20 protein-coding genes, 1 tRNA gene and 1 riboswitch are annotated in these 23,057 nt (G+C 69.4%); of the genes, 13 read left to right on the top strand and 8 right to left on the bottom strand.

What is annotated here, in order from left to right:
• Window positions 1–98: 98 nt before the first annotated feature.
• The 6 genes from AQJ67_RS28425 (at window position 99) to AQJ67_RS28400 (ending at window position 6,099) form a co-directional block, all read left to right on the top strand.
• Window positions 99–1,172, top strand: a complete 1,074-nt coding sequence (locus tag AQJ67_RS28425; RefSeq protein WP_062722165.1) for a LysM peptidoglycan-binding domain-containing protein — start codon at window positions 99–101, stop codon at window positions 1,170–1,172.
• A gap of 209 nt (window positions 1,173–1,381) precedes the next feature.
• Window positions 1,382–1,581, top strand: a riboswitch (cyclic di-AMP (ydaO/yuaA leader).
• A gap of 4 nt (window positions 1,582–1,585) precedes the next feature.
• Window positions 1,586–2,269: a LysM peptidoglycan-binding domain-containing protein gene (locus AQJ67_RS28420; protein ID WP_062722164.1), complete on the top strand. Its 684-nt coding sequence runs from the start codon at window positions 1,586–1,588 to the stop codon at window positions 2,267–2,269.
• Between the two features lie 349 nt (window positions 2,270–2,618).
• Entirely contained in the window at window positions 2,619–3,905 is a 1,287-nt protein-coding gene (gene eno / locus AQJ67_RS28415) for a phosphopyruvate hydratase (RefSeq protein ID WP_062722163.1), read from the top strand.
• Window positions 3,906–4,024: 119 nt separating this feature from the next.
• Complete coding sequence (locus tag AQJ67_RS28410) at window positions 4,025–4,504, top strand: FtsB family cell division protein (protein ID WP_062722162.1); 480 nt, start codon at window positions 4,025–4,027, stop codon at window positions 4,502–4,504.
• A gap of 30 nt (window positions 4,505–4,534) precedes the next feature.
• Complete coding sequence (locus AQJ67_RS28405) at window positions 4,535–5,131, top strand: DUF501 domain-containing protein (RefSeq protein WP_244190620.1); 597 nt, start codon at window positions 4,535–4,537, stop codon at window positions 5,129–5,131.
• A complete protein-coding gene (locus AQJ67_RS28400) occupies window positions 5,128–6,099 on the top strand; it encodes a Ppx/GppA phosphatase family protein (protein ID WP_062722161.1) in 972 nt (323 codons plus the stop codon). The genes AQJ67_RS28405 and AQJ67_RS28400 overlap by 4 nt, the downstream gene beginning before the upstream one ends.
• Before the next feature lie 78 nt (window positions 6,100–6,177).
• On the opposite strand, the gene AQJ67_RS28395 is transcribed toward AQJ67_RS28400, so the two are convergent.
• Window positions 6,178–6,390 carry a hypothetical protein gene (locus AQJ67_RS28395; protein ID WP_062722160.1) on the bottom strand — a complete coding sequence of 71 codons (213 nt, stop codon included), beginning with the start codon at window positions 6,388–6,390 and terminating at the stop codon, window positions 6,178–6,180.
• A gap of 562 nt (window positions 6,391–6,952) precedes the next feature.
• Between AQJ67_RS28395 and AQJ67_RS28390 the strand changes: the two genes are divergently transcribed.
• Entirely contained in the window at window positions 6,953–8,377 is a 1,425-nt protein-coding gene (locus tag AQJ67_RS28390) for an NAD(P)/FAD-dependent oxidoreductase (RefSeq protein WP_079056232.1), read from the top strand.
• A 97-nt stretch (window positions 8,378–8,474) separates the two neighbouring features.
• On the opposite strand, the gene AQJ67_RS28385 is transcribed toward AQJ67_RS28390, so the two are convergent.
• Window positions 8,475–9,074, bottom strand: coding sequence for a hypothetical protein (locus AQJ67_RS28385; RefSeq protein WP_062722158.1), 600 nt, complete (start codon window positions 9,072–9,074; stop codon window positions 8,475–8,477).
• Window positions 9,075–9,335: 261 nt separating this feature from the next.
• On the opposite strand from AQJ67_RS28385, the gene AQJ67_RS28380 reads away from it, so the two are divergent.
• Window positions 9,336–10,634 carry an SAM-dependent methyltransferase gene (locus tag AQJ67_RS28380; RefSeq protein ID WP_062722157.1) on the top strand — a complete coding sequence of 433 codons (1,299 nt, stop codon included), beginning with the start codon at window positions 9,336–9,338 and terminating at the stop codon, window positions 10,632–10,634.
• 58 nt (window positions 10,635–10,692) lie between these two features.
• Here AQJ67_RS28380 and AQJ67_RS28375 read toward each other — a convergent pair whose 3' ends face one another.
• The gene (locus tag AQJ67_RS28375; protein ID WP_062722156.1) at window positions 10,693–13,227 is read right to left on the bottom strand and encodes an ABC transporter permease; all 2,535 of its coding nucleotides are present in this window, start codon (window positions 13,225–13,227) and stop codon (window positions 10,693–10,695) included.
• Window positions 13,227–13,997, bottom strand: coding sequence for an ABC transporter ATP-binding protein (locus tag AQJ67_RS28370; protein ID WP_062722155.1), 771 nt, complete (start codon window positions 13,995–13,997; stop codon window positions 13,227–13,229). Before AQJ67_RS28370 ends, AQJ67_RS28375 begins: the two co-directional genes overlap by 1 nt.
• Before the next feature lie 393 nt (window positions 13,998–14,390).
• On the opposite strand from AQJ67_RS28370, the gene AQJ67_RS28365 reads away from it, so the two are divergent.
• The 3 genes from AQJ67_RS28365 (at window position 14,391) to AQJ67_RS28355 (ending at window position 16,921) form a co-directional block, all read left to right on the top strand.
• Window positions 14,391–14,474, top strand: a tRNA-Leu gene (locus AQJ67_RS28365).
• A gap of 149 nt (window positions 14,475–14,623) precedes the next feature.
• Window positions 14,624–15,799, top strand: a complete 1,176-nt coding sequence (locus AQJ67_RS28360) for a 4-hydroxybenzoate 3-monooxygenase (protein WP_062722154.1) — start codon at window positions 14,624–14,626, stop codon at window positions 15,797–15,799.
• A gap of 228 nt (window positions 15,800–16,027) precedes the next feature.
• Entirely contained in the window at window positions 16,028–16,921 is an 894-nt protein-coding gene (locus AQJ67_RS28355; RefSeq protein ID WP_062722153.1) for a Bax inhibitor-1/YccA family protein, read from the top strand.
• A 69-nt stretch (window positions 16,922–16,990) separates the two neighbouring features.
• Here the strand turns inward: AQJ67_RS28355 and AQJ67_RS28350 are convergent, their stop codons facing one another.
• The gene (locus AQJ67_RS28350; protein ID WP_030049879.1) at window positions 16,991–17,221 is read right to left on the bottom strand and encodes a DUF4287 domain-containing protein; all 231 of its coding nucleotides are present in this window, start codon (window positions 17,219–17,221) and stop codon (window positions 16,991–16,993) included.
• 94 nt (window positions 17,222–17,315) lie between these two features.
• On the opposite strand from AQJ67_RS28350, the gene AQJ67_RS28345 reads away from it, so the two are divergent.
• The gene (locus AQJ67_RS28345) at window positions 17,316–17,627 is read left to right on the top strand and encodes a hypothetical protein (RefSeq protein ID WP_062722440.1); all 312 of its coding nucleotides are present in this window, start codon (window positions 17,316–17,318) and stop codon (window positions 17,625–17,627) included.
• Window positions 17,628–17,742: 115 nt separating this feature from the next.
• Here AQJ67_RS28345 and AQJ67_RS28340 read toward each other — a convergent pair whose 3' ends face one another.
• The 3 genes from AQJ67_RS28340 to AQJ67_RS28330 all read right to left on the bottom strand — a co-directional run bounded on the left by AQJ67_RS28340 (window position 17,743) and on the right by AQJ67_RS28330 (window position 21,361).
• The gene (locus tag AQJ67_RS28340) at window positions 17,743–18,525 is read right to left on the bottom strand and encodes a hypothetical protein (RefSeq protein WP_208615057.1); all 783 of its coding nucleotides are present in this window, start codon (window positions 18,523–18,525) and stop codon (window positions 17,743–17,745) included.
• A 296-nt stretch (window positions 18,526–18,821) separates the two neighbouring features.
• Window positions 18,822–20,042 carry an acetyl-CoA C-acetyltransferase gene (locus tag AQJ67_RS28335; protein WP_062722151.1) on the bottom strand — a complete coding sequence of 407 codons (1,221 nt, stop codon included), beginning with the start codon at window positions 20,040–20,042 and terminating at the stop codon, window positions 18,822–18,824.
• Window positions 20,043–20,335: 293 nt separating this feature from the next.
• Window positions 20,336–21,361 (bottom strand): SGNH/GDSL hydrolase family protein, encoded by a 1,026-nt coding sequence (locus AQJ67_RS28330; RefSeq protein ID WP_062722150.1) that lies wholly within the window; start codon window positions 21,359–21,361, stop codon window positions 20,336–20,338.
• Window positions 21,362–21,520: 159 nt separating this feature from the next.
• Here AQJ67_RS28330 and AQJ67_RS28325 point away from each other — a divergent pair, with 159 nt between their 5' ends.
• The gene (locus tag AQJ67_RS28325; protein WP_062722149.1) at window positions 21,521–22,909 is read left to right on the top strand and encodes a cystathionine beta-synthase; all 1,389 of its coding nucleotides are present in this window, start codon (window positions 21,521–21,523) and stop codon (window positions 22,907–22,909) included.
• The last annotated feature ends 148 nt before the right edge of the window (window positions 22,910–23,057 follow it).

The raw sequence follows: 23,057 nt of genomic DNA, 5'->3' as shown, positions 1-23,057 counted from the left end.
ACTTGTGACAAGTGATCGTCTGCCTATACGTTTCCGCTTCAACACGGCGTACAGGTTTCACGCGCCGCGGTCACTGTTGTCTCGCGAAAGGTCCCTGCATGCTCTCCGGGAACGGTCGTCACCGTCGCCCCCGTCAGGCCCCGGCTCTCCTCGTCGCGGCCGGAGTGACCGGGTCCGCCATCGCCATCCCGCTGCTCGGCGCCGCGAGTGCTAGCGCCGCCGACGGCACCGTGTGGGACAAGGTGGCCGAATGCGAGAGCGGGGGTTCCTGGAGCGCCGCCGACGCGAGCGCCGGCCGCTACGGCGGACTGCAACTGACCCAGGACGACTGGGAGAAGTACGGCGGCCTCGACTACGCCTCCAGCCCCGACCTGGCGAGCCGCTCCCAGCAGATAGCCGTGGCCCAGGACCTCCTCGCGGACCGGGGGACCAGTCCCTGGGGCACCTGTGCGGTGGTCAACGGACTCACCAAGGATTCCGGGGCCCTCGATCTCGACACCGGAGTGGAGGAGGACTCCCCCTCCGAGGTGTCTGGATCGTCCGGTTTGCTCGATTCACTCGGCTCATCCAACTCGTCCAGCTCATCCAATTCGTCCGACTCGTCGAATTCATCCGAGTCGTCGGGGTCGTCGAACTCGTCCGGGGCGTCGAACCGGACCGACGACCCCTCTGGCGCGCCGAGCAAGTCCTCGGACGGTTCGTCCGAATCCTCCCGGGATTCCTCCTCTTCTCCTTCCTCGTCCTCTTCGTCGCCCAAGGCTGATGATTCCGCCAAGTCCGAAACGTCCCCCGACGCAAAGGCCTCACAGTCGCCGGACACCTCCCCCGTGGAGGCGATCGGTGGGGACAATCAGGACGATGTGGTGCAAGACGTGGGTTCCTGGAGCCTCGTCGACACCGGGGCGATCGACGCCGAAACGTCCGGCTCCGGGCGGCATCGCGGGCCCAGCGCCGACGAGAGCGAGACCGGCGGCGATGCCGCCGAGTCCGCCAAGTCCTCCGGGCGCCACGCCTCGTACAGCGTCCGCGCCGGCGACACTCTCGCCTCCATCGCCGACTCCCTTGACCTCGACGGCGGGTGGCGTGCGCTGTACGCGGCGAACAAGGACGCCATCGGTCCTGACGCCAACCACATCTTCGCCGGTCAGACCCTGGACGTCCCCGGCAAATAACGGCCGAACAGGGCGAAAAACAGGACCAGTTCGCGTCACTATTCGCACCTGAATGTCCGTTTTGAATGCAGTGAGAGATAGATCTCAGAAGCCCTGATCGTCTTTGAAATTCCCGGAATCGCATGTCTACGGTCATGACCGCTCGCCACCAGTGCGAGCCCCGACAGCCGTCACGCCGAATCCTGCCGGCGGCCGTCCGGGAACAGTCGTCGCGTCAAGCGCCGTAGGCAGGAGCGGGGGACCCAAGGTTTGCGCCGGGTCCGGCAGTTGAGGCCCTTCGGGGCCGCACGGCCGGAGCCGGCTTGGGGTGAAGTCGCGCAGCAGCAGCCGAAAGGCGGGCGTGCGCGGCCGGGCAACTCAACCGGCCCGAACCCGACAGCTCACCTCGCAGGCGTCGGTGAGGGGATCTCTCCATGCTGTTTTCCAGCAAGGGCAAGCACCGTCGTCCGTCCAAGGCCGCTCGCGCCATAGCCGTCGTCGGCGTCACCGGCGCCGCCGCCGTCGCCGCTCCGCTGATGGCGGCCGGCAGCGCCTCCGCCGCCACCGCCTCCGAGTGGGACGCCGTCGCCCAGTGCGAGTCCGGCGGCAACTGGTCCATCAACACCGGCAACGGCTACTACGGCGGTCTGCAGTTCTCCGCCTCGACCTGGGCCGCGTACGGCGGCACGGCGTACGCCTCCAGCGCCGACCAGGCCAGCAAGGGCCAGCAGATCGAGATCGCCGAGAAGGTCCTCGCCAGCCAGGGCAAGGGCGCCTGGCCGAACTGCGGCACCGGCCTGTCGAGCGCCGCGTACTCCGGCTCCGGCTCCTCGCAGAGCACCGAGACCGCCCCGCGCGCCACCGAGGAGCAGCCGGCCTCCCGCTCCGCCGAGCGCCCGGCCGCCGAGAAGAAGTCGACCAAGACCGTCACCACCCCGACCGGCAAGAAGGTCAAGAAGGGCGACGGCGAGTACAAGGTCGTCAAGGGCGACACCCTGAGCTCGATCGCCGAGGCGAAGAAGGTCAAGGGTGGCTGGGAGAAGCTGTTCCAGCTGAACAAGGACATCGTCGAGGACGCCGACCTGATCTACCCGGGTCAGCAGCTGCACCTGAAGTGATGCCGCGCCTGAAGTGATACAGGCCTGAAGTAATACAGGGGCGACAGCTGAACCACAGGGCCTTCCCATCCGTGGACCTCATAGTGAAGGCCTCGTGAGGGTCACCCCCGTCCCCACGAACTCCCCGCCTCGGTGCGTCTTCCCCCGTACGCACCGGGGCGGGGTTTCTTGTGTCGGGCTCTCCGTGTCAGCCCTTTTTGCACCGAAGTCTTTGTTCCGTTCGGAAACAATTTACTCTCGGTTCTGTCCCACGGGGCGGTCGACCCCTGGCTGAACGCCCTGAGCCGGTTAGGCTCGTCTCGCAGTACCCACCGCGGACTGCGTACCCGCGTCACATCCCAAGAAGGAGATGCTCGTGCCGTCCATCGACGTCGTCGTAGCCCGGGAAATCCTCGACTCGCGAGGCAACCCCACCGTCGAGGTCGAGGTCGGCCTCGACGACGGCAGCACGGGTCGTGCCGCCGTCCCGTCCGGCGCCTCCACCGGCGCCTTCGAGGCCATCGAGCTCCGCGACGGCGACTCGAACCGCTACCTCGGCAAGGGCGTGGAGAAGGCCGTCCTCGCCGTCATCGAGCAGATCGGCCCGGAGCTCGTCGGCTACGACGCCACCGAGCAGCGCCTGATCGACCAGGCCATGTTCGACCTGGACGCCACCGACAACAAGGCCTCCCTCGGCGCCAACGCCATCCTCGGCGTCTCCCTCGCCGTCGCCCACGCCGCCTCCGAGGCCAGCGACCTGCCGCTCTTCCGCTACCTGGGCGGCCCCAACGCGCACCTGCTGCCGGTGCCGATGATGAACATCCTGAACGGCGGCTCGCACGCCGACTCCAACGTGGACATCCAGGAGTTCATGATCGCCCCGATCGGCGCGGAGTCCTTCTCCGAGGCCCTGCGCTGGGGCGCCGAGGTCTACCACACCCTCAAGAAGGTGCTGAAGACCAAGGGCCTGTCCACGGGCCTCGGCGACGAGGGCGGCTTCGCCCCGAACCTGGAGTCCAACCGCGCCGCCCTCGACCTCATCGTCGAGGCCATCAAGCAGGCCGGCTACGTCCCCGGCGAGCAGATCGCGCTCGCGCTCGACGTCGCCGCGTCCGAGTTCTACAAGGACGGCTCCTACGAGTTCGAGGGCAAGTCCCGCTCGGCCGCCGAGATGACCGAGTACTACGAGGAGCTCGTCTCCGCGTACCCGCTGGTCTCCATCGAGGACCCGCTGTACGAGGACGACTGGGACGGCTGGAAGATCATCACCGACAAGCTGGGCGACAAGGTCCAGATCGTCGGCGACGACCTCTTCGTCACCAACCCGGAGCGCCTGGCCCGCGGCATCGACGAGGGCGCCGCCAACGCGCTCCTGGTCAAGGTCAACCAGATCGGCTCGCTGACCGAGACGCTGGACGCCGTCGAGATGGCCCAGCGCAACGGCTTCAAGTGCATGATGTCCCACCGCTCCGGCGAGACCGAGGACGTCACCATCGCCGACCTCGCCGTCGCCGTGAACTGCGGCCAGATCAAGACCGGCGCCCCGGCCCGCTCGGACCGCGTCGCCAAGTACAACCAGCTGCTGCGCATCGAGGAGATCCTCGACGACGCCGCGGTGTACGCCGGCCGCAGCGCCTTCCCGCGCTTCAAGGGCTGACACCGGCTGACCCCTGGCTCACCCCCACCTGGGGTGAGCCTTAGCCAGTCGTACGTACGTCCCCGTACTCGGTCCCGTACCGTGTGCGGGGACGTACGCGTGTGAACGGGAGGCGGGACATGGCCGTCAAGGACCGGGACCGGTTCTCCACCGCGACCAGGATCCGGTTGCTCGGCGAGCAGACGGCGGCCCGCGTCTACCGCTCCCAGACCAAGCGGCAGGCCCGGCGCTCCAGGCTCACCGGTCGCGCCGCGCTGCTCGCGCTGGTCCTCTGCTCGATGGTCGTGGCGCTGGCCTACCCCATAAGGCAGTACGTCTCCCAGCGCGCCGAGATCGCCGACATGCAGCGGCAGAAGGAAGAGGCCGCCCAGCGCGTCGAGCAGCTGCGCGACCTCAAGGCACGCTGGCAGGACGACGCGTACGCCGAGCAGCAGATCCGGCTGCGGCTGCACTATGTGCTGCCCGGCGAGACCGGTTACATCGTGGTCGACCCGGACGCGGCCAAGCAGGCCCGCACCGACCGGCGCGCGGCCGACCGGCCCTGGTACACGAACATCTGGGACGGGGTCGACAAGGCCGACGCGGCCGCCGACCACTGAGCCCAGCGAGAACCCTATAGAAAGACAGGCATGCACACTCCCGCCCGTCGCCCGACCACCACCCCTCAAGGACAGCGCTGCGCGCTGAGCCTTTTTGATCTGCCGCCCACCCCGCGCACCGAGCCGACCGACGCGGACGTCGAGGCCTTCAAGCAGCAGCTCGGGCGTCCCCCGCGCGGCCTGCGCGCGATTGCGCACCGGTGCCCCTGCGGGCAGCCGGACGTCGTCGAGACGGCCCCGCGGCTGCCCGACGGCACGCCCTTCCCGACGCTGTACTACCTGACGTGCCCGAAGGCGTCGTCGGCGATCGGCACGCTGGAGGCGAACGGCGTGATGAAGGAGATGACGGCACGGCTGGAGACCGACCCGGAGCTGGCCGCGGCCTACCGGGTCGCGCACGAGGACTACATCCGGCGCCGCGACGAGATCGAGGAGCTGAAGGGCTTCCCGAGCGCGGGCGGCATGCCGGACCGGGTGAAGTGCCTGCACGTCCTGGTCGCGCACTCGCTGGCCGCCGGCCCCGGCGTGAACCCGCTGGGCGACGAGGCGCTCGCGATGCTGCCGCAGTGGTGGAGCAAGGGCGCCTGCGTGACGCTTCCGCAGCAGCCCGAGGGGGCGGACCAGTGACCCGCGTCGCCGCCGTCGACTGCGGTACGAACTCCATCCGCCTCCTGGTCGCCGACGTCGACCCGAGCACGGGCGAACTCGTCGACCTGGACCGCCGTATGACGATCGTGCGCCTCGGCCAGGGCGTCGACCGCACGGGCCGGCTCGCCCCGGAGGCCCTGGAGCGTACCTTCGCCGCCTGCCGGGACTACGCGGCGATCATCAAGGAGCACGGCGCCGAACGGCTCCGCTTCGTCGCCACCTCCGCCTCCCGGGACGCCGAGAACCGGGACGAGTTCGTCCGCGGGGTGATCGACATCCTGGGTGTGGAGCCCGAGGTCGTCACCGGGGACCAGGAGGCCGAGTTCTCCTTCACCGGCGCCACGAAGGAACTGGTGGGCCGCGCGGACCTGCACCGGCCCTACCTCGTGGTGGACATCGGCGGCGGTTCGACCGAGTTCGTCGTCGGCGAGGAGCACGTCCGCGCGGCGCGCTCCGTGGACGTCGGCTGCGTACGGATGACGGAGCGCCACCTGGTCCGCGACGGCGTCGTCTCCGACCCGCCCTCCGAGGAGCAGATCGCGGCGATGCGGGCCGACATCGAGGCGGCCCTCGACCTCGCCGAGGAGACGGTGCCGCTGCGCGAGGCGAGGACGCTGGTGGGGCTCGCCGGTTCGGTGACCACGGTGTCGGCCATCGCGCAGGATCTGCCCGAGTACGACTCGGCCCGCATCCACCACTCCCGGATCACCCACGACCGGGTCCGCGAGATCACCGACTGGCTGCTGCGCTCCACCCACGCCGAGCGCGCGGCCGTACCCTCCATGCACCCGGGCCGAGTTGACGTCATCGCCGCGGGCGCCCTGGTTCTGCTCGCCATCATGGAGCGCATCGGCGCCGAGGAGGTCGTCGTCAGCGAGCACGACATCCTCGACGGCATCGCCTTCCAGGTGGCGGAGGAAGCCGAAGAGGGCAGGAACGGCAACTGACGCCCCGTACGGCGAAGGGCCCCGGTACCTCACCTGAGGTACCGGGGCCCTTCGTGTCAGCCCCTGAGGGACTGTCCGTCAGTTGCAGAGGAGGACGAGGAGGCCGCTGCACCCTCCATCGTCGCCGCCGTAGGCCGGACTTGACTGTGCGGCCGCGGCCTTCGTGGCGACGGGGTGGGCGGGTGCGGCAGCGGCGGTCGCCGCCCCCGCTGTCAGGGCGATGCTCAGGGCAGCGCCGACCAGGACTATTCGCGAGGTGGCCCGCTTGAGGGCCTTCTGTGAGGTGATCATGGCTGCACGTTATGTGCCTGTCTGATCAATTTCGCGCGGAGTGTGGCCGACCGAGTGACGGCCATGCGGGGAGCGGTGACCGGGGTCGCATCGCAGGGGTGGTCCGGGTCTCCTTTGCTACTGCCTGGTAGCCGTCGACTGAGCAGGTCGGCTAGCGTATGAGCGCGCCCGAGGGGGCCTTTCGGGCCCCTCGGAGACCCCCTGGAGACGCCCTCCGGAGAAACTTCGTGAAGTTCTTCACAAGGAATTGGGCCCTGGAGAAGCACGGACGGGCGTCGGTTGACCCTTCCGAGGGGTGAACAGGGCCTTGAACATGTTCAGATGGCCGGTGTAAGGAAGGTCCGGGAGGGTCTCTCGGAGAGGTGTTTCGGGTCGCTCACAGAGGGCCCGGAGAGCCAGAGAGGCAGCTCACGCGGCATTGACAACGGGGCGTAGCGCTTCCGGGTTCCCGATCGTGACCATGACCTGGGTCACGAGGGCCGGGGAGTGTAGCACAGGGCCTGCAAGAGCTTGTGAAGGGGCGCACGAGCGACCCCCCTGAGGCGGGTGGATACTCGATGGCATGAGCACCACGGAGCGTCCCAGGATCCTCGTAGTAGGCGGTGGGTACGTAGGCCTGTACGCAGCTCGGCGCATTCTCAAGAAGATGCGCTACGGAGAGGCGACCGTCACGGTCGTCGACCCCCGGTCGTACATGACCTACCAGCCCTTCCTCCCCGAAACCGCCGCCGGCAGCATCTCCCCGCGCCACGTCGTCGTCCCGCTGCGACGCGTGCTGCCCAAGGCGGAGGTCCTCACCGGCCGGGTCACCACCATCGACCAGGACCGCAAGGTCGCCACGATCGCCCCGCTGGTCGGCGAGGCGTACGAGCTGCCCTTCGACTACCTGGTCATCGCGATGGGCGCGGTCTCCCGCACCTTCCCGATCCCCGGCCTCGCCGAGCAGGGCATCGGCATGAAGGGCATCGAGGAGGCCATCGGCCTGCGCAACCACGTCCTCGAGCAGCTCGACAAGGCCGACTCCACGACCGACGAGGAGATCCGCCGCAAGGCGCTCACCTTCGTCTTCGTCGGCGGTGGCTTCGCGGGCGCGGAGACCATCGGCGAGGTGGAGGACATGGCCCGCGACGCGGCCAAGTACTACACCAGCGTGTCCCGCGAGGACATGCGCTTCATCCTCGTCGACGCCGCCGACAAGATCCTTCCCGAGGTCGGTCCCAAGCTCGGCCAGTACGGCAAGGAGCACCTGGAGGCCCGCGGCGTCGAGGTCTACCTCTCCACGTCGATGGACTCCTGCGTCGACGGCCACGTCGTGCTGAAGAACGGCCTTGAGGTCGACTCCAACACGATCGTGTGGACGGCCGGCGTCAAGCCGAACCCCGCCCTGTCCCGCTTCGGTCTGCCCCTCGGCCCCCGCGGTCACGTCGACTGCGAGCCGAGCCTCCAGGTCAAGGGCACCGACTACATCTGGGCCGCCGGCGACAACGCCCAGGTCCCGGACCTCGTCGGCCGCAAGGCGGGCAACGAGAACGCCTGGTGCCCGCCGAACGCCCAGCACGCGCTGCGCCAGGCCCGCGTCCTCGGCGACAACGTGATCTCCGGTATGCGGGGCTTCCCGCAGAAGGACTACTCGCACGCCAACAAGGGCGCGGTGGCCGGTCTCGGCCTCCACAAGGGCGTCGCGATGATCGTCATGGGCAAGATGAAGATCAAGCTCAAGGGCCGTCTCGCCTGGTACATGCACCGTGGCTACCACGGCATGGCGATGCCGACCTGGAACCGCAAGGTCCGCGTCTTCGCCGACTGGACCCTCGGTATGTTCCTCAAGCGCGAGGTCGTCTCCCTCGGCGCGATGGAGCACCCGCGCGAGGAGTTCTACGAGGCCGCGAAGCCGGCTCCGGTCGCTGCCGCGAGCAAGGCGGAGAAGGCCGACAAGGCCGACAAGGCCGACAAGGCCGAGAAGGGTGAGAAGGCCAAGGCCTCCTGACCCTCGGACCTCTCATCACCACCCCGAAGGGGCCGCCCGCCATCCGTGGTGCGGGCGGCCCCTTCGGCATGTGTGCGCCCCCGAGGACTCCGGGCGGTCAGAGAGCCCGGTCGGGCTGATCGGCGGGCAGCTGGACGCTGTCGAGGATCTGCTGGTAGTCCGCTCGCACGGTGTCCGGTGTGTCGAGGCCGACCGACGCGATCTGGACCACGTAATCGCCCCCGTCGATGAAGCCGATCCGCCCGACGGTGCCGTCGGGGGCGGTGAGGTCCGCCTGGAGCGTGCGATGGCCGTCAGCCGTGGTCTCCGTACTGACGTCGGTACTCCGGAGCTTCTCGTCCGAGGACTGTGCGGGCTCGTTGTAGCCGGACAGGTAGTTCTCAAGGGCGGAGTCGAGATCGTTCTGACCGCCACCGGGTGAGTCGACGACCGAGAACTGGGTGATTCCCGCGTCGGTTCCCACCACGTACGTACGACCACCACCCATGTCCTTGACCGTGGATTTACCGGGAAGCCGGGCGGTGACGCCGCTGTCGGCATCCTTGGTCTCCACCCATCGGGCATCAGCCGCGGCGACGCTCGGGGCGTGCGGTGCCGGGGCGGCGAACGCGGTGCCCGGCAGGAGTGCCCCTCCGGTGATCACCGTGGTCGAAGCGGTCAGCAGGGCGAAGCGCTGGAAGCGGGAAAGTCGAGTCATGGCCGTTCACATCCATAGGAAGTGGGGAAAAGCGGATACGACCATTAGGGCCCGCTGCCCGGGGGCCGTCATGCCACGGCCTCTCGTGACCGCGGACTCGGGACTTGACAGGGACCGGGATGCCGACGGCGTCCTGGACAGCGCCGCCCGGTCGCTCTGACAATTTGCCCAAACGTGACACCGTGGCGGGACAGCGCCGCGGGCGTTCTGGTGTTTACGTTGTTGGACATTCCGGGATTCCTCGTCACGGAGGTGTGCGCCATGCCAGACGCCGCGGTGCGGCTGAAGGGCCTTCTCGAACAGCTGCTGGGAGTCCCGCTCCCGGTGCGCATCCGCGCCTGGGACGGTTCGCGGTCGGGGCCGCCGGGCGCGCCGACTCTCGTCGTACGCAACCGCCGTGCCGTACGGCGGCTGCTGTTCAAGCCCGGTGAACTGGGCCTGGCCCGGGCCTGGGTGGCCGGGGACCTCGACATCGAGGGCGATCTGTACGCCGCCCTCGATCTGCTCGCGGGGCTCGTGTGGGAGCGCGGGGAGGGCGCCCGAAGCCTGGCTCAGGCGCTGCGGGACCCCGAGGTGCGCGCCGCCGTGCGCGGTCTGCTGCGACTCGGCGGACTTCCGCTGCCGCCCGCGCCGCCCCCCGAGGAGGCACGCCGGGTCCGCGGCCATCTGCACACCAAACGCACCGACAGACGCGCCATCAGCCACCACTACGACGTCGGCAACGACTTCTACGAGATCGTCCTCGGCCCGTCCATGGTGTACTCCTGCGCCTACTGGCCGGCCCCGCCCCCGGCCGGCACCCTCGAATCCGCCCAGCACGACAAGCTCGACCTCGTCTGCCGCAAGCTCGACCTGCGGCCAGGTCAGCGGCTGCTCGACGTCGGCTGCGGCTGGGGCTCGATGGCCATCCACGCGGCCCGCGAGTACGGCGTGAGCGTCGTCGGCATCACCCTCTCCCAGGAGCAGGCGGCGTACGCCCGCAAGCGCGTCGCGGACGAGGGGCTCACCGACAAGGTGGAGATCCGCGTCCAGGACTACCGGGACGTCGAGGACGGTCCGTACGACGCCGTCTCCTCCATCGGCATGGCCGAACACGTGGGCGCCGAACGGTACCTGGAGTACGCCGACGTGCTGCACCGGCTGCTGAAGCCCGGCGGGCGGCTGCTGAACCACCAGATCGGGCGGCGGCCGCAGCGCGACGAATCCTCGTACCAGGTCGACGAGTTCATCGACGCGTACGTCTTTCCCGACGGCGAGCTCCAGCCCATCGGCGTCACCGTCACCCAGTTGGAGCGGGCCGGGTTCGAGGTGCGCGACGTCGAGTCGATCCGGGAGCACTACGCCCTGACCCTGCGCTGCTGGGTGGACCGTCTGGAGGCCGACTGGCCGCGGGCGGCCAAGCTCGCCGGCCCGGGGCGCGCCCGCGTCTGGCGGCTCTACATGGCCGCCTGCGCGCTCGCCTTCGAGCGCAACCGCATCGGCGTCAACCAGGTGCTGGCGGTCAGGACCCCCGACTCCGGGGACTCCGGGATGCCGTTGCGGTCCCGTACCTGGGGCTGAGAGGCAGCGCGAAGGGCCCCGCTCCCTCCCGGGAACGGGGCCCTTGGCGCGCGTACGGCTATTCCGCCTTGATCGCGTTCAGCATGTTCAGCCGTGCGGCGTTGCGGGCCGGCCACAGGGCGGCCAGGACGCCCACCAGACCGGCCAGCACCAGGAAGATCCCGATCCGGTCCCAGGGCAGGACCAGCGCGTAGCCCGGGATCTGGTCGGCGATGGTCTCGCCGATCGCCCAGCCGAGGAACGAGCCGAGGCCGATGCCGACCACCGCGCCGAACACCGAGATGACCACGGCCTCCAGCCGGACCATCCGCTTCACCCGGCGCCGGTCGAGACCGATCGCCCGCAGCATGCCGATCTCCTGCTGCCGTTCGAAGACCGACATCGCCAGGGTGTTGACGACACCCAGCACCGCGATGATCAGGGCCATCGCCAGCAGGCCGTACATGATGTTCAGCATCGTGTTGATGGCGCCGCCGAACTCGTTGCGGATGTCCTGGCGGTCCATGACCGTGATCGCGGGGTTGTCGCCCAGCGCGTCGATGAGGACCTGCTCGTTCGACGCGGACTGGCCGCCGTCGACCTTCACGAAGATCTGCTGGATGTACGGCTGCGTCTCGTGCGGCTTCACGACCTCGGTGTCGACGAGGACGGGGGAGAGGAACTCGCTGTCCTTGAAGACGGCGCCGACGGTCAGCTTGCCCTTCTTCTCGTCGCCGTAGGTGACGGGCAGGCTGTCGCCCGGCTTCCAGCCCCTGCTCTTGGCCGTCTTCTCCGCGACCGCGATCTGCCCCTTGGCGAGCGAGTCGACGCTGCCGCTGACGACGTCGACCTTCAGGACCTGCTCGATGTCGCCCGGCGTGACCGCCGAAGCGGACACGAAGTCGTCGCCGCCCAGTTCGAAGTAGACGCTCTGCTGCGGCGAGACCGCCGAGACGCCCTTGGCCTTCTGAAGCGCCGTCAGCGCGGACTGGTCGAGGTCGCCGCCGTTCGCCATCGAGACCATGTAGTCGGCCTTGATGTTGTCCGTGGTCATCTTGTCGATGGCCGTGCCGACCGTGATGCCGAGCACCGAAAGACCGGTCACCAGCGTCAGGCCGATCGCCAGCGCCGAGGCGGTGGCGCCGGTACGGCGCGGGTTGCGGACCGCGTTCTGGCCGGCCAGCTTGCCGGCCACGCCGAACGGGCCGACGAGCAGCGGGCGGACGAGCGCGATCACGGGCCGGGACAGCAGCGGGATCAGGATGATCACCCCGATCAGCGCGAAGAACGCGCCCGCCGCGATGTACATCCGGCCGTCGTCGCCGCCGGACGAGGCACCCAGCACGATCGCGGCCGAGCCGAGGGCGGTGACGGCCGCGCCGATGGAGTTGCGCACCACCAGCGACTTGGTGGTCGCCACGGCATGCACGCTGCTCATGGCCGCCACCGGCGGGATCTTCGCGGCCCGGCGGCCGGGCAGCCAGGCGGCGAACATCGTGATCAGCACACCGACGCCGATCGCGGCGAGCACCGGCGTGGCGGACACGATCAGCGGGCCGCCCGGGATCTTCATGTCGAACGCGGCCATCCCGGACCGCAGTCCGACCGCGAGACCGATGCCGAGGACGAACCCGATCACCGAGGCGACCAGGCCCACCACCGCGGCCTCGGCGAGCACCGAGCGGGTGATCTGCTTGCGGGACGCGCCGACGGCCCGCATCAGCGCGATCTCCTTGGTGCGCTGCGCGACCAGCATCGTGAAGGTGTTGGAGATCAGGAAGACCCCGACGAACAGCGCGATGCCCGCGAAGCCCAGCAGGACCTGCTTGAGCGAGCTCATCCCCTGCTCGATCTGCTCGGCCTGCTCGTCCGCGAGCGCCTGCCCGGTCTTCGCGTCGGCGGTGTCCGGCAGCAGCGGCCCCACCGCGTCCAGGATCCTCGCGTCGTCGGCGCCGGGTGCGGCGGTGACGGTGGCGCTCGCGAAGTAGCCCGGCTTGAGGTACTGCTTCTGGGCGACCGCGGTGTCGAAGAGGACGAGGCTGCCGCCTGCGTTCACGGCGCCGTCCTCGGTGGTGAACACACCGCTGAGGGTGTACTCCTTCACTGGGCCGTTCGTGGCGACCCGGACCCGGTCGCCGACCTGGTACTCGCCCTTGGCGGCGGACTCCTTGTCCAGGGCGATCTGGTCGTCCTTCACCGGACCGGAGCCGTCGGTGAACGTGTAGGCGGGGTCCTTGCCGTCCTTGCCGGGGGAGAAGTTGGCGCCCTTGTTGGACCAGCCGACGCCGATCAGCTTCCCGTCGGGGTCGGCGACCCCGGCGAAGCCGTCCACGCGGCCGTAGGCGGCGTCGACACCGTCCACCGCGGAGATCTTGTCGAGGGTCCTGGCGGAGAGCCCGGGCTCTTCCTTGGGGTTGTCCGGGTCGGCGTGCGAGGTGACGGCGACGGCGACGTCGTCGTAGCTCTTCGCCGACTGGTTGCGGAATGCGTTGGAGAGCGTGTCGGCGAAGACCAGGGTGCCGGAGACGAACGCGACGCCGAGCATCACGGCGAGCACCGTCATCAACAGCCGGGCCTTGTGCGCGAGTACGTTGCGCAGGGCGGTGCGGAACATCAGCTGGTGCGGCCCTTCGCGTCGAACTGCTTCATGAAGTCGAGGACGTTGTCCGCGGTGGGCTTGTACATCTCGTCGACGATCCGGCCGTCGGCGAGGAACACCACGCGGTCCGCGTACGCCGCGGCGACCGGGTCGTGGGTCACCATCACCACCGTCTGCCCCAACTCCCGTACGGAGTTGCGCAGGAAGCCGAGCACCTCGGCGCCGGAGCGCGAGTCGAGGTTTCCGGTGGGCTCGTCACCGAAGATGATCTCGGGCCTGGAGGCGAGCGCGCGGGCCACGGCGACGCGCTGCTGCTGGCCGCCGGAGAGCTGGGCGGGGCGGTGGCCGAGGCGGTCGGCCAGGCCCACCATCCGGATGACCGAGTCCACCCACTGCTTGTCGGGCTTACGGCCCGCGATGTCCATCGGAAGGGTGATGTTCTCCAGCGCGGTCAGCGTCGGCAGCAGGTTGAACGCCTGGAAGATGAAGCCGATCTTGTCCCGGCGCAACTTGGTGAGCTGCTTGTCCTTCAGGGAGCCCAACTCGGTGTCGCCGATGCGCACCGAACCGGAGGAGAAGGTGTCCAGGCCGGCCACGCAGTGCATCAGCGTGGACTTGCCGGAGCCGGAGGGGCCCATGATCGCGGTGAACTCGGCCTGCCGGAACTCGACGGTGACCCGGTCCAGGGCGACCACCTGGGTCTCGCCCTGTCCGTAGATCTTCGACAGATCCGTGGCACGCGCGGCCACGGTGGTGGCCCGGTCGGCGATGGATGCGGTGGTCACGAGAAGGCGCTCCTGAGGGACGACGGTGTGTTCGAAGGGACGTCATCCATCGTCCTGGCCGAAGAGCGCCGTGTAGTCAGTCGCTGTTCCGGTTCCGAAGGCAGACTGCGGATGGACGGAGCACCGCCGCGTCATACCTGAGGATGACGGGGATCCCTGACGGGTGTTCGCGTCTGGAACAGGTGGAGCGTCCTTGTTTGGACGGTGAAATTCCGTCATTCCGCATGCGCCGCCCACGGCCGCGCGTAAGGCTATTGGCAAGTGCGGATGGCGTGTTCCGTGGGCTGATGCACCCTCAGACATCAATAAAATAAGACAACATCGGTCCGCCCGTCCGCTGTTCGGGGGATGTATCCCGATAGGCTCGGAACCTCGATGCGGAGCCCATGGCCTGCCCAGATGGTGGAATGCAGACACGGCGAGCTTAAACCTCGCTGCCCCTTCGCGGGCGTGCCGGTTCAAGTCCGGCTCTGGGCACTTCCGACTTTCCTCCACCCCTCCGGTTCTCCGGGCTTCCCTTCAAGAGTTCACCACCGACCGTTGACAGCGGGCGGGTGTGGCCGGAGACTCACGTCAGGCAATGGTGAATAAAATTTCACCAGGCGAACAGCGAAGGGAAGCGACCGATGCGTACGACCGTCGGCATCATCGGAGCGGGCCCCGCCGGGCTCCTCCTCGCCCGTCTGCTCCACAACGCCGGCATCGACGCGGTCGTCCTGGAGAGCCGCGACCGCGCCTACGTCGAGCACCGCCAGCGCGCCGGAATCCTGGAGCAGGGCACCGTGGACGTGCTGCGCGCGGCGGGCGCCGGCGAGCGGATGGACCGCGAGGGCCTGCGGCACGACGGCATCGAGCTCCGTTTCGACCGCAAACGCCACCGCGTCGACTTCCCCGCCCTCACCGGCGGCCGGTCCGTGATGGTCTACGCCCAGACCGAGGTGTGCAAGGACCTCATCGCCCTCCAACTCAAGGACGGCGGCCCGCTGCTGTTCGAGGCGGAGGCGCTGGCCGTCGAGGATGCGGACACCGACCGCCCGCGGGTCCGCTTCCGGCACGAGGGCGTCGAGGACGTCCTGGAGTGCGACTACGTCGTCGGCTGCGACGGCTTCTGGGGCGTGGCCCGCAAGGCCATCCCGGCCGAACTCACCCGGGTCTTCGAGCGGACGTACCCCTTCGGCTGGCTCGGCATCCTCGCCGACGTCGCCCCCTCGCACGACGAACTCGTCTACGCCCGCCACGACCGCGGCTTCGCCCTCCTCTCCATGCGCTCCCCGTCCGTCTCCCGCCTCTACCTCCAGGTGCCCGAGGGCACCGACGCCGAGGCGTGGGGCGACGACGAGATCTGGACGGAGCTGGAGCGCCGCTTCGAGACCGCCGACGACTGGCGCCTGGAGCGCGGCCCCATCACCCAGAAGTCGGTCACGCCGATGCGGTCCTACGTCCACGAACCCATGCGCCACGGTCGCCTCTTCCTCGCCGGTGACGCGGCACACATCGTGCCGCCGACGGGCGCCAAGGGGCTGAATCTGGCCGTCGGAGACGTCGTCACCTTCGCGCGAGCACTGACGCATCAGAGGGAGACGGGCTCGGCGGAACTCCTCGACGCCTACTCCGAGACCTGTCTGCGCCGCGTCTGGCAGGCCGAGCGGTTCTCCTACGACATGACGACCCTGCTGCACCGCGCCCCCGACGCCACGCCCTTCGAGGACCGGCTCCAGCTGGCGCGCCTGGAGCGGCTCGCGTCGTCACGGGCGGCCGAGACGGACCTCGCCGAGGGGTACACGGGCTTCCCTTTCGGGTGAGCCGGGCGGGTGCGCACGGGTGCGGACCAGGGGAGTGATCTCCGGTCGGTTCCGGCCATGTCGCAGCTTGGTCATGAATGATCCCCTCCGTGGCCGGGAATCACCCGGACGCGTAGCGTGTTGGCCAGCACGACAAGGGAAAGATCCTCCCCAAGCACTAGGGTCAATCCTTTGCCTACCTATTACTCTTGACGCCAAGGCCCCGCACGGCGGCCATGGAGGAGTGAAATGAGGAGCAGCAACCCGGTCTTCTCGCGACGGGGGTTCAGCCGCGACAACGGCCACGCGGGCTTCAACACCGCGCCGCAGGCCGGGGGCGCCGCTGTCGGCACGCAGGGCAACCCGTACGCCCAGCCGCAGGCCGGCAACCCGTATGCGCAGAACCCTTACGCCCAGCAGGACCTTCAGTACGGCGCACCGCCGCAGGCCCCGGCCACCACCGGCCGGATGACGATGGACGACGTCATCCTGCGCACGGGCACCACGCTCGGCACCCTGATCGTCACGGCCGCGCTCGCCTGGGCGCTGCTGCCGGTCGACGACGCGAACATCAGCAAGTCGTACGGCATCGCCATCGCCGCCGGTCTGGTCGGCATGGTCCTGGCGCTCGTCCAGTCCTTCAAGCGCAAGGCCTCGCCCGCGCTGATCCTGTCGTACGCCGCGCTCGAGGGTGTCTTCCTCGGTGTCGTCTCCAGCGTCGTCGACAACCGCATCGCCAGCGGTGCGGCCATGCAGGCGGTGCTCGGCACGATGGCGGTCTTCGCCGCGGTGCTGGTCGCGTACAAGGCGGGCTGGATCCGCGTCAACCGGCGCTTCGTCGGCTTCGTGATGGCGGCCGCGCTCGGCTTCGTCCTGCTCATGGCGGTCAACCTGCTGTTCGCCGTCTTCGGCGGCGGTGACGGCCTCGGCTTCCGCAGCGGCCCGCTCGGCATCGTCTTCGGCATCGTCGGCATCCTGCTCGGCGCCTGCTTCCTCGCCCTGGACTTCAAGCAGGTCGAGGACGGTCTCGCCTACGGCGCGCCGCGCGAGGAGGCCTGGCTCGCCGCCTTCGGCCTCACCATGACGCTGGTGTGGATCTACATGGAGTTCCTGAGGCTCATCTCGATCCTCAACAACGACTAGCCGTCGAGGCAGCCGTCAAGCGAAGGGCCCCGGGTTCGTCCCGGGGCCCTTCGTCGTCTGCGCGCGCGTCTAGAGGAACTTGCGCGCCGCCCTCCTCAGGTCGTACTCGTGGACGATCGCCTTCGCGTGGCCGTACGCGAGGTCGTATTCGTGGCGCAGCCAGCTGACCTTCTCCTCGAAGCGGACGAGGGCCGGGCCTTCTTCTACGGTGCGCAGCCAGTCGGAGACTTCACGACCGGTGCAGTGGGGGATGCGGGCGAGCATGTTGCGGTGGGTCTCCTCGGAGAGGACGTGGGACATCGGCGCCTCCGGACGCAAAGGGGATGTAAGCCGGTCCTTCAGGTCACCGTGCCTGAGCGTTCGCCCGTTGGCAACAGTCGCGTACGCTCACGGCGTGGTTGATACGACGCGTCTGACCCAAGCCGTAGATCACTTCGCCGACCGGTTGAGGGCGGCGCCGCAATCTCGCTTGCAGCGGGGCGCAGCGGGGGAGGCCTTGGGGTTGGCCAGGGAGTTGGCTCGGCGGGCGCAGGTTCTGGAGGCGCCCGGGGTTGAGCCTCGGGAGATGCCTGATGCGGGGATGTTCGCCGCGGCCGATCAAATCACCGTCGCCGTGCATGACTTGGCGGTGGTCCTTGAGAGTGAGGATCAGGTCGCTGAAGCGATGCGCTTGGTTGCGGATGCGCAGAAGAGGGCGGGGGTCTGAGGATCGTTCGCGGCTGCGGGCCGGTGGGGGCTTGTCGCGCAGTTCCCCGCGCCCCTAGGGGCGTTGCGGTCCCCGGCGCCTGAAAGTCGGCGCCTGAAAGACGGAGGCCTGAGAGCTACAGGCTCGCTATGACCCTGTCGGCCAGGATGTAGACGTTCTCCTCGCCGCAGGCGAAGGTCAGGGTGTACGCGCCTGAGACGCCCGAGCCGCCCAGGAGTACCGGGGTCTCGCCGGCGCGCAGGGCCGAGGCCAGGCGTTCTGCCGTTTCGCGGTGGCCCGGGGTCATGCAGAGGGTGGTGCCGTCGGCGAAGACGTAGACGTCGAGGGTGCCGAGGGGGCCCGGGCGGACGTCGGTGAGTTCGGTGGCGGAGGCGGCCAGGTCCTCAAGGGTGGAGACCGTCCGCTCATGGTCGTTCACGGCGGGTGAGGAGACCGGGACGAAGTCCGGGTGGGAGGGGTGGCGGCGGCGGGCCGCGGCCAGTTCGGGGGAGTCCCCGGCGAACTCGTCGGCCTCCGCGGTCGGCTCGGTCACCGGCTCCAGATGCTCCAGGCCCGCGAAATCGGCCTGCCGGGGCAGGAACAGCTCGCTGTCGGACAGGCCCAGCAGGGTGGGCGCGTCGGAGCCGTCGCGGGACTCCTGGGCGGCCCAGAAGGCGCGCGCCTCGGCCAGCTCCCGCTCACGTTCCTCGGCGAGGGCCTCGGCGACCGCGGCGCGTATCTCATCGGCCTCGGCGGAGAGGCGGGCCTGCGGGACCCTGCCCCGGGCCGCGGCGGCGTTGTTCTGTGCCAGCTCGGTGTGCAGGGCCGCGACCTGTCGGCGCAGCACCATGAGGGTGCGCAGGACGGCGACGCCCACGGCGCCGGTGGCGGCCGTGGTGAGCAGCAAGGCGATCGGCATGGCGCTCACTGACGTACTCCCGGTTCAAGGTCGACCCCCGACTTCCTACATCAGCTTGAAGGGCGGACTATCCAGCTGTCAGTGCGTAACGTCACGAAACGGACAGGATTTTGGGCCTGGAGTTTGGTGGTGCAACGGCGCTGAGCTGCGTAAATCCCTCCGCAGAGGGAGATAGGTCACATCCTGGGGGAGATTGGATCACAAAACGGCCCAGAACCAAGGGGTTTCCCGGGTTCTGGGCCGAAGGCTCACGCTGGGTCGTGAGTTGACTACTCAGGGGCTTTCGTCAAGGCGCTTCAGCTGAGGCGCTCGATGACCATCGCCATGCCCTGGCCCCCGCCGACGCACATCGTCTCCAGGCCGAACTGCTTGTCGTGGTGCTGGAGGGAGTTGATGAGCGTGGTGGTGATGCGGGCGCCGGTCATGCCGAAGGGGTGGCCGACGGCGATGGCGCCGCCGTTCACGTTCAGCTTGTCGACGTCGATGCCCAGCTCGCGGTAGGAGGGGATCACCTGGGCGGCGAACGCCTCGTTGATCTCGACCAGGTCGATGTCGTCGATGGTGAGGCCGGCGCGGCGCAGGGCCTGCTGGCTCGCCTCGACCGGGCCGAGACCCATGATCTCGGGGGAGAGGCCGGAGACGCCGGTCGACACGATGCGGGCGAGCGGGGTGAGGCCGAGCTCGCGGGCCTTGGTGTCCGACATGATGACGAGGGCCGCCGCGCCGTCGTTCAGGGGGCAGCAGTTGGCGGCGGTGACGAGGCCGTCGGGGCGGAAGACCGGCTTGAGGCCCTGGACGCCCTCCAGGGTGACGCCGGCGCGCGGGCCGTCGTCCTTGCTCACGACCGTGCCGTCGGGGGTCGTGACCGGGGTGATCTCGCGCTCCCAGAAGCCGTTCTTGATGGCTTCCTCGGCGAGGTTCTGCGAACGGACGCCGAACTCGTCCATGTCCTCGCGGGTGATGCCCTTGGATCGGGCGAGGTTCTCCGCGGTCTGGCCCATCGCGATGTACGCGTCGGGGACGAGGCCGTCCTCACGCGGGTCGTGCCAGGTCGTGCCCTCCTGCTGGGCGACGGCGGCGGTGCGGGCCTCGGCCTCGGCGAAGAAGGGGTTGTGGGTGTCCGGGATGCTGTCGGAGTTGCCCTTGGCGTAGCTGGAGACCATCTCCACGCCGGCGGAGATGAAGACGTCGCCCTCGCCGGCCTTGATGGCGTGCAGGGCCATGCGGGAGGTCTGGAGGGAGGAGGAACAGTACCGGGTGATGGTGCAGCCCGGGAGGTGGTCCATTCCCATCTGTACGGCGACGATGCGGCCGAGGTTGTTGCCCTGCTCGCCGCCGGGGAGGCCGCAGCCGAGCATCAGGTCGTCGATGTCGCGCGGGTCGAGCTCGGGGACCTTGGCCAGGGCCGCCTGGATGATGGTGGCGGTGAGGTCGTCGGGGCGCAGGTCTTTCAGGGAGCCCTTGAAGGCGCGGCCGATGGGGGAGCGGGCGGTCGAGACGATCACGGCTTCGGGCATCACGGCTCCAGTTGAAAGGTGTGGCGCGCAGCGCCTCGTTGAGGGGTGGTGGTCGGGCGACGGGTGGGCATACCGGGGGGTCGGGCAGGGCTGTCAGGGAAGTTACCCGTCCGTACCGGTGAGGTCACGGGCGTGGCGGTGTGACCCTGACCGCAATTTTCTAAGCGCTTGCTTTCCTCGCGTCCCTGGGGGCTGCGCCCCCAGCCCCTCCGGCGTTTGAGGAGCGGGGTCTGGGGCGGAGCCCCAGAAGGATGGGACGGGTAGGGGCGGCGGGGGCGAAAGAAGGTCTGGGGTCAGGGGGACGGGGTCGCCGGGGTGCGGTCCGGTTCTGGGACGCGGCGTCGGCGGCGGCGTTTCAGGAGGGCCCAGGGACCCTTCGGACCGGTCGGCATCGCGGCCGTGACCTCCGTGCCCGCCTCCGACGCGGCCTCGGCCGCAGCCCGGGCCACGGGCAGGAAGCCCTCCCGGCGGCTGACGTCGGGCCGCTCCTCCTCGGCCGGCCACAGACCCAGCGCGGCACACACCGTCGGCAGGACCGCCATCGCCGCCGTGGCGTACCCCTCCGCCGAGGGGTGGTAGTTGTCGGGGCCGAAGAGCTCACGGGGATTCGCCGCGAACTCGGGCCCCAGCAGATCGCCCAGCGACACCGTACGGCCGCCCTGTTCGACGGCGCCGATCGTCTGGGCGGCCGCCAGCTGGCGTGAGGCCCGTCGCGCCAGCCAGCGCAGCGGTTGCTGGACCGGTTCGATCGTGCCCAGGTCGGGGCAGGTGCCGACCACCACCTCCGCACCGGCCGTACGCAGCCGCCGTACCGCCGAGGACAGGTGACGGACCGAGCGGGTCGGCGGCATACGGTTCGTGACGTCGTTCGCGCCGATCATGATCACGCAGACGTCGGGCGCGAGGGCCGGGTCCGACAGGACCAGGGCCACCTGCCGGTCCAGGTCGTCCGAGCGGGCCCCCGGCAGCGCCACGTTGCGGAACTCCACCTGCCGCTCCGCCACCGCCGCCAACCCCGAGGCGAGCAGCGCCCCCGGCGTCTGCCCCGCCCGGTGCACGCCCTGGCCCGCGGCCGTCGAGTCACCCAGCAGCGTCAGCCGCAGCGGCGGTTCGCCGGGGTTGGCGTACAGCCGGCCGTACCGGCCGTCGGCGTTCGGCACGTGGTTGCTGGTGCCGTTGCCCACATGACGCCGGGCCAGCCGCACCTCGGCGAGGAGCACACCGACGGCCGCCGCCCCGGCCAGGCCGATGCCACCGCCGCCGTACGCGGCGCCCGCCGCGATCCGTCGGGCCACCCTCGCCCTCGACATGCTCGTCATCCGTCGCCGCCACCTCCTCATAGCCGTACATCCACTGCTTGCCCCGCACGGACCGTGGCCCAATCCCAACGAGGAGTGAACGACCGTCATGGGCCCCGTGCAGGCCATAGGCTGGCGGAACCACTAAGACCACTTCTTTTGCAGCATCCGGAGACAACGGTGCATTTCCACGACTCGATGATCAGCCTCGTCGGCAACACCCCGCTGGTGAGGCTCAACAACGTGACCCAGGGCATCCGGGCGACCGTCCTCGCCAAGGTGGAGTACTTCAACCCGGGCGGTTCCGTGAAGGACCGCATCGCCCTGCGCATGATCGAGGCCGCGGAGGAGAGCGGCGCGCTCAAGCCCGGCGGGACCATTGTGGAGCCGACCAGCGGTAACACCGGTGTCGGGCTTGCCATCGTGGCCCAGCAGAAGGGGTACAAGTGCATCTTCGTGTGCCCCGACAAGGTGAGCACCGACAAGATCAACGTGCTGCGGGCCTACGGGGCCGAGGTCGTCGTCTGCCCGACCGCCGTCGACCCCGAGCACCCGGACTCCTACTACAACGTCTCCGACCGGCTCGTGCGCGAGACGCCCGGCGCATGGAAGCCGGACCAGTACTCCAACCCCAACAACCCGCTCTCCCACTACCACTCCACCGGCCCCGAGCTGTGGGAGCAGACGGACGGCAAGATCACCCACTTCGTCGCGGGCGTGGGGACCGGCGGGACCATCTCCGGTACCGGCCGCTATCTGAAGGACGTCAGCGACGGCAAGGTGCAGGTCGTCGGCGCCGACCCCGAGGGCTCCGTGTACTCCGGCGGCTCCGGGCGGCCGTATCTCGTCGAGGGCGTCGGTGAGGACTTCTGGCCCACCGCCTACGACCGGACCGTCGCCGACGAGATCGTCGCCGTGTCCGACAAGGACTCCTTCCAGATGACCCGGCGGCTCGCGAAGGAGGAGGGGCTGCTGGTGGGTGGTTCGTGCGGCATGGCCGTCGTCGCCGCCCTGGAGGTCGCCGAGCGGCTCGGGCCGGACGACGTCGTCGTCGTTCTGCTCCCCGACAGCGGGCGTGGCTACCTCAGCAAGATCTTCAACGACGAGTGGATGGCCGACTACGGCTTCCTGGAGGACGAGGGCCCGAACGCGCGCGTCGGTGACGTCCTCAACGACAAGGAGCACGGCGCCATCCCGTCCCTGGTCCACATGCACCCCGACGAGACGGTCGGTCAGGCCATCGAGGTGCTGCGCGAGTACGGCGTCTCGCAGATGCCGATCGTGAAGCCGGGCGCCGGCCACCCGGACGTCATGGCGGCGGAGGTCGTCGGCTCCGTCGTCGAACGCGAGCTGCTCGACGCGCTGTTCACCAAGCGGGCCTCCCTCGACGACCCGCTGGAGAAGCACATGTCGGCCCCGCTGCCGCAGGTCGGCTCCGGCGAGCCGGTCGGCGACCTGATGTCCGTGCTGGGCACGGCGGACGCGGCGATCGTCCTCGTCGAGGGCAAGCCGACCGGTGTGGTCAGCCGGCAGGACCTGCTGGCCTTCCTCGCCAAGGGCGGGAAGTAGCGGCGAACCCGCGGTGAACGGGGCGTGTCCGCGGCGAACTTGGGATGACCGGGGCTGCTCGGGCCGTCGCGGAACTGGTACGAGCGCGTCACGTTCACGCAGCACCCGCTTAACACGGGTCGGGCACATTAGGGGGTGTCGGCAGGGC

Origin of the sequence: Streptomyces caeruleatus, assembly GCF_001514235.1 — a bacterium.
Taxonomy (GTDB): Bacteria; Actinomycetota; Actinomycetes; order Streptomycetales; family Streptomycetaceae; genus Streptomyces; species Streptomyces caeruleatus.
Note: the sequence above shows the minus strand (reverse complement) of the source record. Positions and strands in the feature narration are given on the sequence as shown.